Source organism: Pseudomonas sp. 21 (assembly GCF_000955805.1).
Classification (GTDB): Bacteria; Pseudomonadota; Gammaproteobacteria; order Pseudomonadales; family Pseudomonadaceae; genus Pseudomonas.
The window spans coordinates 583,650-601,341 of record NZ_JYOA01000010.1 but is presented as its reverse complement, the minus strand read 5'-3'; the positions used below and the strand labels follow the sequence as shown (position 1 = coordinate 601,341).

Here is a 17,692-nt window from a genome sequence, read left to right as displayed (position 1 = left end):
CGTCTCCTGATCAGGCAGCGTACGTCCGGTGCATGGCCGGACCCTTGCTGCTTAAAAGATAGCCAAGCGGGCGCAATGCGCCAGCTTTGAGCGGGGCAGACCATGCACGCCGGCGGTTTGCGGCGCATTGACGCGCGTCAGTACGTCACTCAGAACGCACTGCCAAGTACCCCCAAATGGGCAATGGGCGGGTAGGCGCAGGAGATACTGTCGCCGTCGGGGCGACAGGCGGATTGCGCGCGCTCCGGCTGCAGGGATTCATGCAGCCCGAGCAGCGCCACGCCGATGAGGGCAGCGAGCAGGTAATGGCGCGCGTGTCTTGTTCTTATCGCTTTCATGACGACCTCCGTCACTTCAGCCTGCGATCGGGGCCTTGCAGCCCTGCCATGGGTTTCAGTCTGGAAGCTGTGGCGCTCCTGTCAACCGAAGCGCTTGACCGAAATGCCCGAACGGCACGGCAGCCGGGCCGTTAACCGCCCCACCGCCAGCCCGTTAGGGTGGCAGGACCTGATTGCCCAAGAGCGCTTCCATGTCGTCCGCCGCCTCGCCCTACCCTCACCTGCTCGCCCCACTCGACCTGGGCCCGATTCAACTGCGCAACCGCGTGGTGATGGGCTCGATGCACACCGGCCTGGAAGACCGCCTGTGGGACTTCGGCAAGCTCGCCGCCTACTACCGCGAGCGGGCACGCGGCGGTGTCGGGCTGATCATCACCGGCGGCTTTGCGCCCAACCGCGAAGGCTGGCTGCTGCCGCTGGGCAGCAGCCTCACCAGCGGAATGCAGGTGCCGGCGCACCGGCGCCTGACCCAGGCGGTGCACCGCGAGGGCGGGCGCATCCTGCTGCAGATTCTCCATGCCGGACGCTACGGCTATCACCCGCTGGTGGTCTCGGCCTCGCCGGTGAAGTCGCCGATCAGCTGGTTCGCCCCGCGCGAGCTCTCCGAGCGCGGCATCCTGCGCACCATTGCCGCCTTCGTGCGCTGCGCCAAGCTCGCCCACGCCGCCGGCTACGACGGCGTGGAGATCATGGGCAGCGAAGGCTACCTGCTGAACCAGTTCCTCTGCCCGCGCACCAACCAGCGCCAGGACCGCTGGGGCGGCGACCTGGGCAACCGCATGCGCCTGCCGCTGGAGATCGTCCGCCGCACCCGCCGCGCGCTGGGCGAGCGCTTCGTGATCAGCTACCGCCTGTCGCTGCTCGACCTGGTGGACGGCGGCAACAGCTGGGATGAGGTGCGCACCGTGGCGCGAGCCCTCGAAGGCGCTGGGATCGACCTGCTCAACACCGGGGTCGGCTGGCACGAATCGCGGGTGCCGACCATCGTCACCTCGGTGCCGCGCGCCGCCTTCGCCGACGTCACCGCGCGCCTGCGCCGCGAACTGCGCGTGCCGGTGATCGCCAGCAACCGCATCAACACGCCGGAAGTCGCCGAGCGGCTGCTCGCCGAGGGCCACGCCGATCTCGTCTCCATGGCCCGGCCGCTGCTGGCCGACCCGCAGTTCGTGGAGAAGGCCGCCGCCGGGCGCGCGGACTCGATCAACACCTGCATCGCCTGCAACCAGGCCTGCCTGGACCACGCCTTCGCCAACCGCCGCGCCAGTTGCCTGGTCAATCCACGCGCAGCCTTCGAGACCGAGCTGCGCTACCGCAAGGCACGCGTTCACAAGCGCATCGCGGTGATCGGCGCGGGGCCGGCCGGGCTGTCCGCCGCCTGCGTCGCCGCCGAGCGCGGGCACCGGGTGACTCTGTTCGAAGCCGCCGGGGAGATCGGCGGGCAGTTCAACCTGGCCAAGCGCGTGCCGGGCAAGGAGGAATTCCACGAGACGCTGCGCTACTTCGCCGTACGCCTGGGCGAACTGGGTGTCGAGGTGCAACTGGGCCGGCGCATCCGGCGCGGCGAACTGAGCGGCGAGTACGACGAGGTGATAGTCGCCACCGGCATCCAGCCGCGCACGCCGTCGATTCCCGGAATCGGCCACGCCAAGGTGCTCAGCTACCTCGACGTGCTGCGCGGCGCAGCGGTGGGCGAGAAGGTCGCACTGGTCGGCGCCGGCGGCATCGGCTTCGACGTCGCCAGCTTCCTGCTGACCGAACGCGACGGCCCGCAGCCGCTGGGCGAGTGGCTCGGCCAGTGGGGCATCGACCTGGACAACGCCACCGGCGGTGGGCTGATTCCGCCAGTCGCCGCCGCCCCACGGCGGCAACTCTGGCTGCTGCAACGCAAGGCCGGCCAGCCCGGCGCCGGGCTGGGCAAAACCAGCGGCTGGGTGCACCGCGCGCACCTCAAGCATCACGGCGTGCGCATGCTGGGCGGCGTGGAATACCTGCGCATCGACGATGACGGCCTGCACCTGCGCATCGACGGCCAGGAGCAGTGCCTGGCGGTCGACAACGTGGTGATCTGCGCCGGGCAGGAGCCGCTGCTGGAACTGCAGCCGACGCTGGCGGCGCAGAACCTGCGCTACCACGTCATCGGCGGCGCCAGCGTGGCGCGGGAGCTGGATGCCAAGCGGGCGATCCGCGAGGGTGCAGAGCTGGCGGCGCGGCTGTAATGACGTTATCCAGGATGCTCTGGCGTGGCCGGAGGCCCATCACGGACGGCGTCCACTCCTGCACCAGGTTCAGCATGTGGGTAGGAGCGGATTCATCCGCGATCGCTCGAGGCGGCGCTGGAATCCGATCCTGGGCTCGCGCCCATAGGCGCTCCTGCAGGTCCGAGCAGTCACCCCTCCAGCAACACCTTGATCGCCTGCAGGTCGCGCTCCACCCACTGCGCATCGCGCTCGAAGGTGGCGTCGTCCATCTGCGGCTGGCGCAGCAGGGTCAACTGCAACTCGCAGCCATCGCCGTTGGCGATCAACCGCAGCGGGATATGAATGGCCGGCGCCTGTTCGGGCAGCACGTCGTGGTCGAGCACGCCGAACCCATTGCGCGGCGAGAAGCGCACGCGCATGGGGCCCTGGGGCGTCTGCGCCAGCCAGAGATCACCTTCCAGCGGTTCGATGGAGCTGCACAACCCTGAAGCCCAGTAGGGGAAGTTCGTCGGGTCGGCGAGGAACTCGTAGGCAGTATCGCGCGGCCGCTCGATGCGGACGCTCAATACGCGGGAAGCGCGGGTGGTCATGGTCGGGACCTCCATCGGGGCGGGAGCGATGCTCCCGACTGGTGCATACTACGCGGCTAACTATTCTCGATCGACCGCAGGCCAGCCCTTCGCTGCCCTGCTAGCCGACCCTTTCCGGAGTTTCCCATGCCTACGCCACCCTGGTGGTTGTTCGTCCTGCCGCTGATCGCCGGCGCCTGCCTGCCACTTCAGGCCGGCATCAACGGCCAGTTGGCCAAGCAGGTGTCCAGCGTGCTGGCCGCCGCGCTGATTTCCTTCTTCGTCGGCATGCTCGGCCTGCTCGCGCTGACCCTGGCCAACCGCGAATTCCCCAGCCTCGCGGCGATGCGCGGGATGCCCTGGTGGCAGTGGTGCGGCGGCTTCCTGGGGATGTTCTTCATCTTCATCGCGGCCTTCGCCGCGCCGCGCGTCGGCGCACTGATGTTCATGGTGCTGGTGCTCGCCGGCCAGCTGGGCATGGCGCTGGCGCTGGACCACTTCGGCTGGGCCGGTTTCAAGGAAGCCCCAGTGAGCGCCCTGAAGATCGCCGGCATGGCCGCCATCGCCGTTGGCATCTGGATGATCCGCAAGGGCTGAATGCCATCCGTCTACGCTGAGCACGGATGGCTCACCCGCAGGAGATTTCCATGGCCGATATCCAGGTGATCCTGGTCGACGAACACGACAACCCGACCGGCACGATGGAAAAACACCAGGCCCATCATCTCGGGCTGCGCCACCGTGCCATCTCGGTCTACGTGTTCAACCGCGCCGGTGAACTGCTGCTGCAGCGCCGCGCGGCGGGCAAGTATCACTGCGGCGGGCTGTGGAGCAACACCTGCTGCGGCCACCCCTACCCCGACGAATCCGCGAAGCACGCTGCCGAACGCCGGCTGCGCGAGGAAATGGGCGTACAGGTCGAGCTGCGCAAGCTGTTCGAGTTCAGCTATCGCCTGGAACTGGCCAACGGCATGACCGAGCACGAGTACGGCCACCTGTTCGGTGCCGTCGACGAGCAACCGCCGCACCCCGATCCGGAAGAGGCCGACGACTTCCGCTACGTCGCCCTGGCCGAGCTGGAAGCGGAGATGGCCGCGCACCCGGAGCGTTTCACGCCCTGGTTCCTCATCTGCTACCCGACCTTCAGGGACTATCTGCGCGATAACGGCGGAATCGCCGCCCTGTAGGGCGCCCTGCTGTTCGTCGCCGCCCTGTTCGTCGAAAGCCCGAGAAAATCTGCGCGCCGGCCACTATGATGCGCGCCTTCGCGCTACCGCACCGACTTGCCGCCATGAGAAAACCACCGCTGATCGCCAACGCCGAACTGGACCGCCTGGAAACCTGGGCGAAGTACACCTCGGGCCTGTGCAAGGACTGCAACGCCACCTGCTGCACCATGCCAGCGGAGGTGAACGTCAACGACCTGATCCGTATCGGCGTCGTCGATGAATTCGAGCGCGACGAACCGGCGAAGAACATCGCCAAGCGCCTGCTGAAGGAAGGCGTCGTCGAGCGCTTCAACCAGAAGAGCGGCATCTTCACCCTGACCCGCACCAGCAACGGCGACTGCTACTTCCTCGACCGCAAGACCCGCCTCTGCACCGTCTACACCAAGCGCCCGGACACCTGCCGCAACCACCCGCAGGTCGGCCCGCGCCCCGGCTACTGCGCCTACCGCAAGAAGACCGGCTGAGCGCCCAGGGCGCCTTCTGCCTTTCGTAGGCTCGCGAACCTGCAAGGCAAGCTGCTCCGCGGTTCGCGAGCAAGCTCGCTCCTACAGCCCCTGAGGTGGCTCGCTATACTGCGCGCCAGCTCAGGAGCCCCTCATGAATTCCCTGCTCGAAGCCTGGCGGCATTCGCCAACCCACCGCCGTGTCTGGGCGCTCGCCGCGCCGATGATCCTCTCCAACGTCTCCGTGCCGCTGGTCACCCTGGTCGACAGCGCGGTGATCGGCCACCTGCCACACGCGCACCAGCTGGGCGCCGTGGCCGTCGGCGGCGGGCTCTATACCCTGCTGGTCGGCGTACTGGGCTTCCTGCGCATGGGTACCACCGGCTTCGCCGCCCAGGCGGCCGGGCGTGAAGACGGTGGAGCGCTGCGGCGGATTCTCGGTCAGGGCCTGCTGCTGGCCCTCGGCCTCGCGCTGCTGCTCAGCCTGCTGGCGGTGCCGCTGACCGGCCCCGCGCTGGAGCTGATGCGCCCATCCCCCGAGCTGGACGTGCTGGCCCGCGAGTTCTTCCACATCCGCCTGTTCGGCCTGCCGGCAGCGCTGGCCACCTACGCGCTGGTCGGCTGGTTCCTCGGCACGCAGAACGCCCGCGCACCGCTGGCGATCCTGCTGACCACCAACCTCATCAACATCGTGCTCAGCCTGTGGTTCGTGCTAGGCCTGGGCTGGGGCGTGGCCGGCGCGGCAAAGGCCGCGGTGACCGCCGAATGGGGCGGCGCGCTGCTCGGCCTGGCGCTGACCCGTGGTGCGCTGTTGCGCTTCCCCGGCCTGCCGGACTGGTCACGCCTGCGCGCCTGGGCCAGTTGGCGGCCGCTGCTGATGGTCAACCGCGACATCTTCATCCGCAGCCTGGCGCTGCAGGGCGTGTTCTTCCTGCTCACGGTGCAGGGCACGCGCCTGGGCGACGCCACAGTGGCGGCCAACGCGCTGCTGCTCAACGGCCTGATGGTCACCGCCTACGCCCTCGATGGCCTGGCCCACGCCGTGGAAGCGCTGTGCGGCCACGCCATCGGCGGCCGCGACCGCACCGCCCTGCGCCGATCGCTGGTGGTCGCCTGCGGCTGGTCGCTGATCGCCAGCCTGCTGTTCGTCGCCTTCTTCAGCGTCTTCGGGCACCTGTTCATCGCCCTGCAGAGCGACATTCCGGAAGTGCGCGCCACCGCCGACCAGTACCTGCCCTACCTCGCCTGCCTGCCGCTCATCGGCATGTGGAGCTACCTGCTCGACGGCCTGTTCATCGGCGCCACCCGCGCCCGCGAGATGCGCAACGCGATGCTGCTGGCCTGCGCCGCCAGCCTGCCGCTGGGATTCGCGCTGCAGGGCTGGGGAAATCACGGATTGTGGCTAACCTTCCTATGCTTCATGTTGCTGCGCGCGCTGGTCCTCGCCGGCTACGCGTGGCAGCTGACACGCCAAGATGCCTGGCAGGCGCCTGCCAGCCCCTGACCTGTTGAGGAGATGCCATGCCGGCTTGTCCCATTCCCGTTGACGAATCCCTGCGTCAGCAGACCCTGGATGAGATGAACCTGCTCGACACCCCGGCCGAGCATTACCTGGATACCCTCGTCCAGCTGACCCAGGACCTGGTGAAGGTCGATACCGTGCTGATCAGCCTGATCGACCAGGAGCGCCAGTGGTTCAAGGCCCGCGTGGGGCTGGACGCCAGCGAAACCACGCGCGACGTATCCTTCTGCGGCTATGCGATCCTCGGCGAGGACACCCTGCTGGTGCCCGACGCCACCCTCGACGAGCGCTTTGCCGACAACCCGCTGGTGCTCGGCCCGCCTTACATCCGCTTCTACGCCGGGCGACCGTTGCGCGCCGGCAACGGCCAGGCCATCGGTACCCTGTGCATGGTCGACCCGCGTCCGCGCAGCATGACCGAGGCGCAGCAGACCAACTTCCGCGACCTCGCCACCCTCGCCGAGGGCTACCTGCAATTGCGCACGCTGATCCAGAGCAACCGCGACCTGCGCGTGGAAATGGACCGCGAGCAGCGCAAGGCCCTGCTCGACCCGCTGACCCAGCTGTGGAACCGTGGCGGCCTGCACACCTTCCAGGACCGCGAGTGCCGCCTGGCGCGGGAGAGCCACGTGCAGCTCGGCGTGCTCTACGCCGACCTCGACCACTTCAAGGCGATCAACGACCAGCACGGCCACGCCGCCGGCGACCTGGTGCTCTGCGAATGCGCCCGCCGCCTGCGCGCCGCGCTGCGGCCGGACGACCTGCTGGTGCGCCAGGGCGGCGAAGAGTTCGTCGCTCTGCTGAAGGTGAAGGACGGTGAGGAGCTGCAGCGCATCGCCGAGCGCGTGCGCGAGCTGATTGGCCACGAGCCGGTGCAACTCCCCTGCGGGCCGTTGCCGGTCAGCCTGAGCATCGGCTGCACCCTGCTGGCCGGCGAGGAGCCTGTCGACCAGGCACTGGAACGCGCCGACGCCGCGCTTTACAGTGCCAAGCAGGCCGGGCGCAACCGGGTGGTTTTCCACGCGTCGTTGGCCCAAGCCTGAATCCCCAATAAGAAGGCCCCATCCGAGGAAGCCTCCATGGCCCAAGCCATTGCCGCGTACCTGCACTACCTGTCGATCTTCATCCTGTTCGCCCTGCTGGTGCTGGAGCACCAGCTGTTCCGCCTGCCGCTGGACCTGTCGCGGGCGCGCAGCCTGGTCATCGTCGACCTGGCCTACGGCGCCTGCGCCGGTGTGGTGCTGCTGACCGGCGCGGCGCGGGTGGTGTGGTTCGCCAAGGGGACGGACTACTACCTGCACAACAGCCTGTTCCACGCCAAGATCGGCCTTTTCGTGCTGGTGGCGCTGCTGTCGATCCTGCCGACCATGACCTTCCTCAACTGGCGCAACGAGCTCAAGGCCGGGCGTGTGCCGGCGCCCAGCGAGCGCCAGGCGAAGCTGGTGATCATGACCATCCGCGTGGAGCTGCTGGCGCTGATGATCCTGCCGCTGCTGGCGAGCCTGATGGCACGCGGTTTCGGGATGATCGGTTGAACTGCGGATAACGCCGTCTGGTCTGCCAATTTCCTACAAGCAATGGAGACCAATCCGATTCAGGCGCCGTTCTGATCGGCGGATGCTCCTGTGCAGTTGCAACTGCTGCAGGCCCCTTACATGTTCCGTCCCCTTCTCACGCTCATCCGGCGCGCTTCATCCCCGGCCCTCTTCCTGCTTGCCACGGCCCTGGGCGGCTGCGCCAGTGACGAATTCACCCTGGAGGCCGACCTGCCCGGCGACTTCCAGCTGGCAGGCGACGCCGAGTACACCCAGTCCGCCGGCAACAGCTGCCCGGGTGCGACAGGGCAGAACCTCAGGCATCGCCTGTTCAATACCCCGGGGCATGCAGCGCGACCGCAGCGAGTGAGCTTCCAGGTGCCGCTGAGCACACGGGCCGAAGGGTGCGTCCTGCAGCTCAGCCGCATACAGATCCAGCTCGACGGCGAGTCCGCCGTCCACCCCAATGACGCCGTGCAGCCGGACCTGGCCGTCGCCATCCTGACAGTCCGGGAGCACCTGCCGGCGAGTGTCTGGGAGCCGCCGCGCAAGGGGGCAATCATCTTCGACGGCCAATGCCGCTGGCTGCTCCCGCCGACCGGGGCCGGCACCACCATCGAGCGGCGACTGCAATGCAGCGCCTCGGACCTGCAAGGCCGCTGGTTCGACGCCACGCCGGGCGGTACGCTGCGGCGCAGTGACCTCGCGGGGCGTACCGTGCGCCTGGCCATCGGTGCGGCACCCGACGTACCCGCCACTGTCACCGCCTCCGGCCAATAACCCCTCTCAACTGGTCGGCGGCAACAACTGCGCCAACCGCCTGCGCAGGGCCTCGATCTCTCCCGGCGCGGGCTGCAGGTGGAAGCGCTGGCGCAGGACTGCCAGCAGCTCATCCGCGTCAGCGATGCTGGACTGCTCGACATCACCTTCCGCCGTCCGCCGGCTGAATTGCCCGTTGAACAGTGACAGCCGCTCGCCCTCCTCGCTGAGCGCCACGCGCAGGGAGTTGCGGAACACGCTCTGCGGGTAGGTCGAGGTGTACCAGTTGCGCATGCCGTAGTCGGCCCAATGCTGCGCCTCCAGGGTGAAGCGGTACAGCGTCTGCCAGCCGGACGCCGAGCGCGTGGCCATCTCCAGCTCTTCGTCGACCGCACCGCTGATACGCCAGCCACCGGGCAGCTCTTCGTTCACCCGCAGCGGCAGGGCATTCGGCGAGGCCGGGCCGCCGAAGCCGATATCCACCAGGTGCGGCCCTTCAGGCAGGTCGATGCGCAGCAGCAGGTGCGTCTGCGGCGTCAGTGGCGCATCCGCCGGCAATCCCCAGCGCACCCGTGCCACCAGCAAGGTCACGCGGTAATCCAGGCTGGCCAGAAGGCGGGCGAACAGGCTGTTCAGCTCGAAGCAGTATCCGCCGCGTCGATGTTCGACGACCTTGGCGAACACCGCGTCCGGCTCGATCAGGATGGGCCGGTCGAGCAGCACGTCGAGGTTCTCGAAAGGCAGGTGATGCAACGCCGCGACGATCATCTGGTCGAGGTTTTCCAGCGTCGGCGCGGGACGTTCCGGCGACAGGCCGAGGCGCGCCAGGGTCGCGTCGAGCTGGGCAGCGCTGAAGGGGGTGAGCGGGGTCATGCGAATCTCCTTTCGCGAAGCATCAATGGCGGTGGCCAGCGGTCGGCTCGGGGATCACCAGCGGGCCGCAGTGCTCGTCGCTGACGATCACTGCCAGCAGGCGGGCGGGCTCGCTGGCGCTGGGGTTTGCGGCAAACAGGTGCAGCTCGCGACTGGGCTCGAACCAGCTCTGGCCCGCGCTGTAAGTCTGCGCCGGCCGGCCCTGCATCTGCGAGCGCACCTGACCACTGAGCACGATGGCGATCACCGCGCCGGGATGGCGGTGCGCCGGGGTATAGCCGTTGGGCGGGAAGTCCACCTGCAGCGTGGTCACGACCTTGCCCGGCATGTCGGCCAGGGGCTCACAGGACAGCCGCTTCACCTGGGTGCTCGGCCGCGCGCCGGCCGAAGTCCCGGCGTGGCTTTGCGCAAGGCTGGGCAGCGGCCGTGACCAGGGCTTGCAGAGCAAAGCGCCAGCGGCGATGGCCGCGACCAGCACCAGCCCGGCGCCTACCTCACGTCGCGATGCAAAAGTCACGGCGAGGCTCACGTCGGCACGCCCTCCAGGCGGAAGCCCGGCTGCCATCCCAGACGATGGCGCGCCCTCGCCGAGCTGACTTCGATGTCCTGTTCGGCAATGTTGTAGGCGCCGTGCCCGCCCCACTCCAGCGCCAGCAGCGCGGCACGGGCGGCATCGTCCACATGCACGGCCAGCCTCGGATCCGCCGCATCGGCTCCCGTACCAGGCCCGTAGAGTCGGCCGTAGCGCAACACGATGCCCTCCATCGGCCGTGCACCGAGTACCGCCTCTTCGAGCGCGGCGACACCGCCAACACTGATGGCGCGCGGGCCTTCGGCGCCCAGGTCCAGCGGTTGCTCCTCCTGCAACGGCAACTCGCCCGCCGCGTAGGCCCAGGCGATGCTCTGCGCCACCATGCGCTCGACGCCAGCGGCGAGGGCCGCCGCTACCAGGTTGGCGGTGCCTTCGCGGCGAACGCGCGCGTTGCGCGGTTGGGCGGCGGGCATCCGGGCGGGGTCGAGGCCAGCCGGCAGGTCGGTGAGCTGGTGGATCACCCAGCGCGGCTGGAACGCCAGCATGGCAGCCCTCAGGGCTTGCGCGTCGTAGACATCCAGCACCAGCGCCCGCGCCCCGGTGGCTTCCAGGGCGGCGGCTCGCTGCGCGGAGCGACTGATCGCCAGCACCTGGTAACCACGCTCCAGCAGCATCGGCAGCAGACGCTGGCCGATGGCACCGCTGGCGCCGGCGAAGAAGACTTTCATGCACATGGGAACCTCGAATCGGTTGGCAGGGACCTGTCGCCACTCTAGTGATGCGATGCCCTACCCCACAGTGCCAAGATCAGTCAGAACGACTGGGACATGATTGGCGAACCTTGATCCATGTCCACGCAATGTCACGCTCATCGTCTATAACAAACGGCTCAATACCCCGATCCTTAGGAGTCGCCATGAGCCAAGTCTTCGATGTTGCCGTTGTTGTCGGCAGCCTGCGCAAGGAATCCCTGAACCGCAAGATCGCCAAGGCATTCGCCGCCCTGGCGCCGGCCAACCTGAAGCTGGAAATCGTGGAGATCGGCGACCTGCCGCTGTACAACGAAGAGCTCGACGTGGGCACCCCGCCCGCCAGCTACAGCGCCTTCCGCGAGCGCATCGGCCGTGCCGACGCGGTGCTCTTCGTCACCCCCGAATACAACCGCTCGGTGCCCGGCGTGCTGAAGAACGCCATCGACGTCGGCTCGCGCCCCTATGGCAAGAGCGCCTGGAACGCCAAGCCCTGCGCCGTGGTCAGTGCATCGCCAGGCGCCATCGGCGGCTTCGGCGCCAACCACCACCTGCGCCAGTCGCTGGTGTTCCTCAACATGCCGGTGCTGCAGCAGCCCGAAGCCTACCTGGGCGGTGCCGGCGGCTTCTTCGACGAGGCCGGCAAGCTCTCCGAGAAGACCCAGCCCTTCCTGCAGAGCATCATCGACGCCTTCGCCGGCTGGATCGAACAGAACCAGCCGCGCTGATCGTTCACGGCGCCGGCCTGCGCCGGCGCCCTCTCCCGCCAATCTGTGCAACCGGTCGCAGGCTTCCAGGCGAGGCCCGATTACAGCCATAACAGCTGGCTGCCTCCTGCCCCGCACGCCATGGTTCAGGGCCGATTCCCATGCCTTGACCGATCATGTCGCTGCGCCTCATCGCCCTCTGTGCCTTCGCCCTGCTCGCTGCCTGCAGCTCCCCGCCGGTGAAGAAAGACGTCCACGGCGAGGATTTCAGCTCCGGCCAGTTGCTGCAGAGCGACGCCAACCGGGCCGCCAACCTGGCCATGCGCGACAACCTGGAAAGCCTGTCGCTGCTACTGGACAAGCTCTACAAGCGCAACCCACGGGAATGGAAGAAGACCGGCGCCGCCAGCCGCGATGAGGCACACAAGGCGGTGATGGACGCCATCACCGGGGACAGGCCACTGGCCGGGCTGAAAGAGCAGAAATCCGTCGCCGTGCTGCCCCTGGCTTTCGACGCCAGCTTCACGGGCGACCGCGCCGGCACGCTGATCTACGGGTTGGGCAGCATGCTGATGGAGCTCTACGGCGGCACCACGACCCAGCACCTGCTCAGCGGGCTGGACTCGCAGAAGACCGCCAATGCCGCCTGGAACATCGAGGTAGCTGCCTGGTTGCTGGCCAGCCGCGAAGACGCCCAGGGGCAGCCCCTACTGCTATCGAACGAGATCAGCGAAAAGGGCCGCAACCTGTCCTTCGAGCGCGAGTTCGGCCGCATCGCCGGACGCCTGGAGCTGCTGGCGCAGATGACCAACGAAAGCCTGCGACGCAGCGGCATCAACTATGTGCAAGGCATCCTCGCCGCGCCGATCATCGGCCTGGTGCAGTTCATCCCGCTGGATGCCGCCACGGCGGCGGCATCGCAGTAGCGGCCTAGTCTTCCAGCAGGCGCGCCAGGCGCTGGCGCAGGTAACGGTTCTCCGCGCGCAGTTCGTCGACCTCGTCCAGCAGGCGCAACGCCAGGGCGATGCCCGGCCAATCCAGCTCGAACTCGCGGCGCAGGCGCACGGCACGGCGCACCACGCTGACCGCCTGGTAATCGAAGAGCCAATGCCCGGCGCGTTGTTCGCGCGGCTCCACGATGCCCACCTCGACGATCTCGACGAGCACGTCGCGGGGGAGGTTCACCGACTGGCAGAGCTCGTCGAGGTCCACCACCATCACTGTCGTCGTCATGCGCGTTTACCCCATTCGGCACGGGGGTCGAAGGCCGCCTTGGCAGCCAGTTCTTCCCAGAGTTTGCGGGTCGCTTCGTCCGCCGTCTTCGGCATCACCACCTTGAGCACGGCGTAGAGATCGCCGGCGGCGGCATCGCCCTTGTTCGGCAGGCCCTTGCCCTTGACGCGCAGGCGCTGACCGGCCTGGCTGTTGGCCGGGATGCCGAGGTTGATCCGGCCGCCCAGGGTGGGCACTTCCACCTTGGCGCCAAGCGCCGCTTCCCACGGCGCCACCGGGACGGTGACGATGAGGTCGCGGCCATCGACATCGAACACCGGGTGCGGTACCAGGCGAATCACCAGGTACAGGTCGCCCGCCGGCCCGCCGTTGACGCCTGGCGCGCCCTGCCCCTTGAGACGGATGCGTTCGCCGTCGGCGGTGCCCACGGGGATCTTCACGTTCAGCGTCTTGTTCTGCGGCGGCAGCTTGCGACCGTACTCGTCGTAGCTGGGCAGGCTGAAGCTGATTGGCCGGCTCTCGCCGGAGAGGGTCTCCTCGAGGAACAGCGGCACTTCCATCTCGATATCCTGGCCACGGTGCTGGCGCGGTTGGCGGGCGCCACCGAAGCCGCCCTGGGGGCCGCCGGCGCGGGCGCCGAAGATCTGCTCGAAGAAGTCGCTGAAGTCCTGCTCGTGCCCTGGCGGCGGGCCATCGAAGCCGCCACGCGGCTGCCAGCCGGGCGGCGCCTCGAACTGCGGCCCCTGCGGGCCGTAGCGGCGCAGTTCGTCGTACTCGGCGCGCTTTTCCGGGCTCTTCAGCACTTCGTAGGCCTCGGAGACTTCCTTGAAATGCGTCTCGGCGTCCGGCTCCTTGCTGACGTCCGGATGGTACTTGCGCGCGAGCTTGCGGTAGGCGGTCTTGATCGCCTTGTCGTCGGCGTCGGGTTCGACCCCGAGCGCCGCGTAATAGTCCTTGAATTCCATCGGTAGCGGTCACTCCTCACATGCGTTGGACCTGTCGGCGCCTGGGACACGGGGGAATCGCACGGGCAGCCGGAGCCGCTGCGCGCACTGCGAGGCGAACAGGTGGAAAAAACAGGTTTCTGCGATAACAGATGGAGTCGCGGCACCCGCTTTTCAACACTGCCTGCAAGCCTAGACGCTGATCCTGCATCGGGTCTGCCGGGACGACTTGATGCCGGTCATGGCATAGTCACCTTCCCCACTTCCTCACCTACCCTGCAGGCCATGAGCGCGCCCACCGATTCGTTCCGCCAGCCGCTGGACCCCAGCCATGAGCTGCCGATCTATCGGCAACTCTATGAGCGCATCCGCGACGCCATCACCCGTGGTGCACTGCGGCCGGGCGAGCGCGTGCCGCCGGTGCGCGGGCTGGCCGGCGAACTGGGCGTGGCGCGCGGCACGGTGGAGCTCGCCTACCAGTTGCTGACCAGCGACGGCTATCTGCTGGCGCGCGGTCCGGCAGGCACGGTGGTCTCCCCGCAACTCGCCGGCCGCACCGAGAGCGCACCGCCCGTGGCCATCGCCCCGGCGACCGTGGAACGCAGCTTGCCCGGCCTGATTGCCCACGGCCCGGCCCTGCGGCCTTTCCAGCTCGGCGTGCCGGCGCTGGACGCCTTCCCGCGCGCGCTCTGGTCGCGCCTGTGCGCACGCCGCCTGCGCCAGCAGAGCGCATCGATGCTGGCGTACCCGGAACCCTGCGGCTATGGCCCGCTGCGCGAGGCGGTGGCGGGCTACCTGAGCATCTCCCGTGGCATCGCCTGCGACCCGGCACAGGTATTCATCTGCGCGGGTTACCAGGGTGCGCTGGACCTGATCAGCCGCACTTTGCTGGAGCCCGGCCAGCGCTTCTGGCACGAAGACCCCGGCTACCCGCGCGGCCGCGAACTGCTGCGCCGGGCCGGCGGCGTGCCGGTGCCGGTCGCGGTGGATACCGATGGCCTGCGCGTGGAGGACGGCATCGCCCGCGCGCCGGACGCGCGCTTCGCGTTGGTCACCCCCTCCCAGCAGAGTCCCACCGGCGTCGCCCTCAGCCTGCCGCGGCGCCTGGCCCTGCTGGACTGGGCTGCCAGCAGCGGCGCGTGGATAGTCGAGGACGACTACGACAGCGAGTACCGCTACGCCGGCTTCCCGCTGCCGGCGCTGAAGAGCCTCGACCGTGCCGGCCGCGTGCTCTACACCGGCACCTTCAGCAAGGTGCTCTACCCGGCGCTGCGCCTGGGCTATCTGGTGGTACCGGCGGAGCTGGTGGAAGACTTCGTGCGCGCCCAGCAGGTATTCACCTCGGGCTGCGCCGAGCTGCTGCAGGCGACCCTCTGTGACTTCATGCAGGAAGGCCATTTCGCCCGCCACCTCAAGCGCACCCGCACGCTCTACGCCCAGCGCCGCCAGTGGCTGCGCAGCGCGCTGGAGGATCGCCTCGGCGAGCGCCTGCGCTTCGCCGACACGCCCGGCGGCCTGCACCTGATCGGCGCGCTGGACCAGGATGACCTCGCCGTCGCCCGCCGCGCCCACGCGGACGGTCTCGGTTTGCAAGCGCTGAACGCCTGGTGCGTGGAGGCCAGGCGCGAGCCGGCACTGCTCATGAGTTTCACCAACGTCACCGACGAGCAGCTCGCCGGACGCCTGGCAGAGCGGTTGGCGCCATTGCTGGGCTGAAGGCTCCCCGCGTTCGGCGCGCAGTCCCGTTCGCGAGCAAGCTCGCTCCTACGCAGAGCGCGCCGGCCAGGGCTGTAGGAGCGAGCTTGCTCGCGAACCAACCGCATGCGCCTGAGACCCAGCCTGACACGTGTCACAGGGCAACTGACGCGCTTGCCGGGCGGAGTCGCACCGAGCGGCGGTCAATACCTCCGATGGCAAAAATTGACTGACAGGCGACGTTGACCGAGGTCAATTTTCCTACGGACAATACCGTTAGATTCCCACAACATCTTGTTGTCTTGAATAAGTCGAGACACAGCATGTTGTGGAATCAAGCCAATGCCCCTGACACGGACCGCCCCCCTTCCCGCCAGCCTGCGCAAGCGCAATGGCAACGCCGCAGCCTTCGACCCGAGCAAGATCGAACGCGCCATCGCCGCCGCCGGCGAGGCCAGCGGCGAGTTCTCCGCGCCCCACGCACAGGAGCTGACCCGCCGCGTGCTGGCGCGCCTGCCGGCGCAGAACGATCTCGACGTGGAACAGCTGCAGGACGTGGTCGAGCGCGCCCTGATGGAAGCCGGCCACTACCCCACCGCACGCGCCTACATCGTCTACCGCGAACGCCACGGCCGCCTGCGCCGCGAGCGCAAGACGCTGGTGGACGTCGCCGCCTCGATGAACGAATACCTGTCGCGGGAAGACTGGCGGGTGCGCGCCAACGCCAACCAGGGTTACTCCCTGGGCGGGCTGATCCTCAACGTGTCGGGCAAGGTCACCGCCAACTACTGGCTGGACGAGGTGTACAGCGAGGGCATCGCCGTCGCTCATCGCGAGGCGGACCTGCACATCCACGACCTCGACATGCTCGCCGGCTACTGCGCCGGCTGGTCGCTGCGCACCCTGCTCAGCGAAGGCCTCAACGGTGTACCGGGGCGGGTCGAGGCCGGGCCGCCGAAGCACCTGTCCAGCGCGCTGGGGCAGATGGTCAACTTCCTCGGCACGCTGCAGAACGAGTGGGCCGGCGCCCAGGCGTTCAGTTCCTTCGATACCTACCTCGCGCCCTATGTGCGCAAGGACGGCCTAAGTTACCAACAGGTGCGCCAGGCGCTGCAGGAGTTCATCTACAACCTCAACGTGCCGTCGCGCTGGGGCACCCAGACGCCCTTCACCAACCTGACCTTCGACTGGGTCTGCCCGGAAGACCTGCGCGAGCAGATTCCCTACGTCGGCGGCGTGGAAATGCCCTTCGCCTACGGCGAACTGCAGACGGAAATGGACCTGATCAACCGCGCCTACATCGAGGTGATGCAGGCCGGCGACGCCCATGGCCGGGTGTTCACCTTCCCGATCCCGACCTACAACATCACCCACGACTTCCCCTGGGACAGCGACAACGCCACGCGCCTCTTCGAGATGACCGCGCGCTACGGCCTGCCGTACTTCCAGAACTTCCTCAACTCGGACATGCAGCCCAACCAGGTGCGCTCCATGTGCTGCCGCCTGCAACTGGACGTGCGCGAGCTGCTCAAGCGCGGCAACGGGCTGTTCGGCTCGGCGGAGCAGACCGGCTCGCTGGGCGTGGTGACCCTCAACTGCGCGCGCCTGGGCTACCGCCATCGCGGTGATCTGGCCGGGCTCTACCGCCAGCTGGACTACCTGCTGGAGCTGGCCTTCGACAGCCTGGAAGTGAAGCGCAAGGTCATCCAGCAGCACATGGATGCCGGGCTTTACCCCTACACCAAGCGCTACCTCGGCACCCTGCGCAACCACTTCTCCACCATCGGCGTGAACGGCCTGCACGAGATGGTGCGCAACTTCACCGACGACCGCGAAGGCCTGCACACCGCGGCCGGCCGGCAGATCGCGCTGGAGCTGCTGGACCATGTACGGGCGCGGCTGGTGCGCTTCCAGGAAGACAGCGGCCACCTCTACAACCTCGAGGCCACGCCGGCCGAAGGCACCACCTACCGCTTCGCCCGCGAGGACCGCAAGCGCCACGCCGACATCCTCCAGGCCGGCACGCCGGACGCGCCCTACTACACCAACTCCTCGCAGTTGCCGGTGGGCCTCACCGACGATCCGTTCGAGGCGCTGGAGCTGCAGGACGCCCTGCAGTGCAAGTACACCGGCGGCACCGTGCTGCACCTGTACATGGCCGAGCGCATCTCCAGCGCCGAGGCCTGCAAGACCCTGGTGCGCACCGCCCTCGGACGCTTCCGCCTGCCCTACCTGACGGTAACGCCGACCTTCTCCATCTGCCCCGTCCACGGCTACCTCGCCGGCGAACACGAGTTCTGCCCGAAGTGCGACGAAGCCGCGTTGCAGAAAGCCGCAGCCGGGAGTTGCTGCGGCGGCTGATTACC

19 protein-coding genes are annotated in these 17,692 nt (G+C 68.2%); 12 read left to right on the top strand and 7 right to left on the bottom strand.

Annotated elements, in window-relative coordinates:
* Positions 1–149: 149 nt before the first annotated feature.
* A complete protein-coding gene (locus UB43_RS24615) occupies positions 150–338 on the bottom strand; it encodes a hypothetical protein (RefSeq protein WP_045216476.1) in 189 nt (62 codons plus the stop codon).
* Positions 339–529: 191 nt separating this feature from the next.
* On the opposite strand from UB43_RS24615, the gene UB43_RS24610 reads away from it, so the two are divergent.
* Positions 530–2,554, top strand: a complete 2,025-nt coding sequence (locus UB43_RS24610; RefSeq protein WP_045216474.1) for an NADPH-dependent 2,4-dienoyl-CoA reductase — start codon at positions 530–532, stop codon at positions 2,552–2,554.
* Positions 2,555–2,724: 170 nt separating this feature from the next.
* Here the strand turns inward: UB43_RS24610 and UB43_RS24605 are convergent, their stop codons facing one another.
* On the bottom strand, positions 2,725–3,126 hold the full coding sequence (locus tag UB43_RS24605; RefSeq protein ID WP_045216472.1) for a polyketide cyclase: 402 nt from the start codon (positions 3,124–3,126) through the stop codon (positions 2,725–2,727).
* Positions 3,127–3,252: 126 nt separating this feature from the next.
* On the opposite strand from UB43_RS24605, the gene UB43_RS24600 reads away from it, so the two are divergent.
* The 7 genes from UB43_RS24600 to UB43_RS24570 all read left to right on the top strand — a co-directional run bounded on the left by UB43_RS24600 (position 3,253) and on the right by UB43_RS24570 (position 8,614).
* Positions 3,253–3,702, top strand: a complete 450-nt coding sequence (locus tag UB43_RS24600) for a DMT family transporter (RefSeq protein ID WP_017520596.1) — start codon at positions 3,253–3,255, stop codon at positions 3,700–3,702.
* 50 nt (positions 3,703–3,752) lie between these two features.
* The gene (gene idi / locus UB43_RS24595; RefSeq protein WP_045216465.1) at positions 3,753–4,292 is read left to right on the top strand and encodes an isopentenyl-diphosphate Delta-isomerase; all 540 of its coding nucleotides are present in this window, start codon (positions 3,753–3,755) and stop codon (positions 4,290–4,292) included.
* A 104-nt stretch (positions 4,293–4,396) separates the two neighbouring features.
* The gene (locus UB43_RS24590; RefSeq protein ID WP_045216925.1) at positions 4,397–4,798 is read left to right on the top strand and encodes a YkgJ family cysteine cluster protein; all 402 of its coding nucleotides are present in this window, start codon (positions 4,397–4,399) and stop codon (positions 4,796–4,798) included.
* A gap of 133 nt (positions 4,799–4,931) precedes the next feature.
* Positions 4,932–6,281 carry an MATE family efflux transporter gene (locus tag UB43_RS24585; protein ID WP_045216463.1) on the top strand — a complete coding sequence of 450 codons (1,350 nt, stop codon included), beginning with the start codon at positions 4,932–4,934 and terminating at the stop codon, positions 6,279–6,281.
* Between the two features lie 17 nt (positions 6,282–6,298).
* Entirely contained in the window at positions 6,299–7,342 is a 1,044-nt protein-coding gene (locus UB43_RS24580; RefSeq protein ID WP_045216460.1) for a sensor domain-containing diguanylate cyclase, read from the top strand.
* 36 nt (positions 7,343–7,378) lie between these two features.
* Positions 7,379–7,834 carry a DUF2214 family protein gene (locus tag UB43_RS24575; protein ID WP_045216457.1) on the top strand — a complete coding sequence of 152 codons (456 nt, stop codon included), beginning with the start codon at positions 7,379–7,381 and terminating at the stop codon, positions 7,832–7,834.
* 120 nt (positions 7,835–7,954) lie between these two features.
* A complete protein-coding gene (locus UB43_RS24570; protein WP_156160484.1) occupies positions 7,955–8,614 on the top strand; it encodes a hypothetical protein in 660 nt (219 codons plus the stop codon).
* A gap of 6 nt (positions 8,615–8,620) precedes the next feature.
* On the opposite strand, the gene UB43_RS24565 is transcribed toward UB43_RS24570, so the two are convergent.
* Genes UB43_RS24565 through UB43_RS24555 form a run of 3 tightly spaced genes read right to left on the bottom strand, consistent with a single transcriptional unit; the run spans position 8,621 to position 10,732 of the window.
* Positions 8,621–9,466 carry an arylamine N-acetyltransferase gene (locus UB43_RS24565; protein ID WP_045216452.1) on the bottom strand — a complete coding sequence of 282 codons (846 nt, stop codon included), beginning with the start codon at positions 9,464–9,466 and terminating at the stop codon, positions 8,621–8,623.
* Positions 9,467–9,488: 22 nt separating this feature from the next.
* The gene (locus UB43_RS24560) at positions 9,489–9,995 is read right to left on the bottom strand and encodes a cupin domain-containing protein (protein WP_256205305.1); all 507 of its coding nucleotides are present in this window, start codon (positions 9,993–9,995) and stop codon (positions 9,489–9,491) included.
* On the bottom strand, positions 9,992–10,732 hold the full coding sequence (locus UB43_RS24555; protein WP_045216449.1) for an NAD(P)-dependent oxidoreductase: 741 nt from the start codon (positions 10,730–10,732) through the stop codon (positions 9,992–9,994). Before UB43_RS24555 ends, UB43_RS24560 begins: the two co-directional genes overlap by 4 nt.
* A gap of 182 nt (positions 10,733–10,914) precedes the next feature.
* On the opposite strand from UB43_RS24555, the gene UB43_RS24550 reads away from it, so the two are divergent.
* On the top strand, positions 10,915–11,475 hold the full coding sequence (locus UB43_RS24550) for an NADPH-dependent FMN reductase (protein WP_045216446.1): 561 nt from the start codon (positions 10,915–10,917) through the stop codon (positions 11,473–11,475).
* Between the two features lie 155 nt (positions 11,476–11,630).
* The gene (locus UB43_RS24545) at positions 11,631–12,380 is read left to right on the top strand and encodes a hypothetical protein (protein ID WP_045216444.1); all 750 of its coding nucleotides are present in this window, start codon (positions 11,631–11,633) and stop codon (positions 12,378–12,380) included.
* 4 nt (positions 12,381–12,384) lie between these two features.
* On the opposite strand, the gene UB43_RS24540 is transcribed toward UB43_RS24545, so the two are convergent.
* Positions 12,385–12,687 carry a chaperone modulator CbpM gene (locus UB43_RS24540; protein WP_045216441.1) on the bottom strand — a complete coding sequence of 101 codons (303 nt, stop codon included), beginning with the start codon at positions 12,685–12,687 and terminating at the stop codon, positions 12,385–12,387.
* Positions 12,684–13,652, bottom strand: a complete 969-nt coding sequence (gene cbpA, locus UB43_RS24535; protein ID WP_045216439.1) for a curved DNA-binding protein — start codon at positions 13,650–13,652, stop codon at positions 12,684–12,686. The genes UB43_RS24540 and cbpA overlap by 4 nt, the downstream gene beginning before the upstream one ends.
* Positions 13,653–13,916: 264 nt before the next feature.
* Here cbpA and UB43_RS24530 point away from each other — a divergent pair, with 264 nt between their 5' ends.
* Positions 13,917–15,347 carry a PLP-dependent aminotransferase family protein gene (locus UB43_RS24530; RefSeq protein ID WP_045216436.1) on the top strand — a complete coding sequence of 477 codons (1,431 nt, stop codon included), beginning with the start codon at positions 13,917–13,919 and terminating at the stop codon, positions 15,345–15,347.
* A gap of 321 nt (positions 15,348–15,668) precedes the next feature.
* Complete coding sequence (locus tag UB43_RS24525) at positions 15,669–17,687, top strand: ribonucleoside triphosphate reductase (protein ID WP_045216434.1); 2,019 nt, start codon at positions 15,669–15,671, stop codon at positions 17,685–17,687.
* The last annotated feature ends 5 nt before the right edge of the window (positions 17,688–17,692 follow it).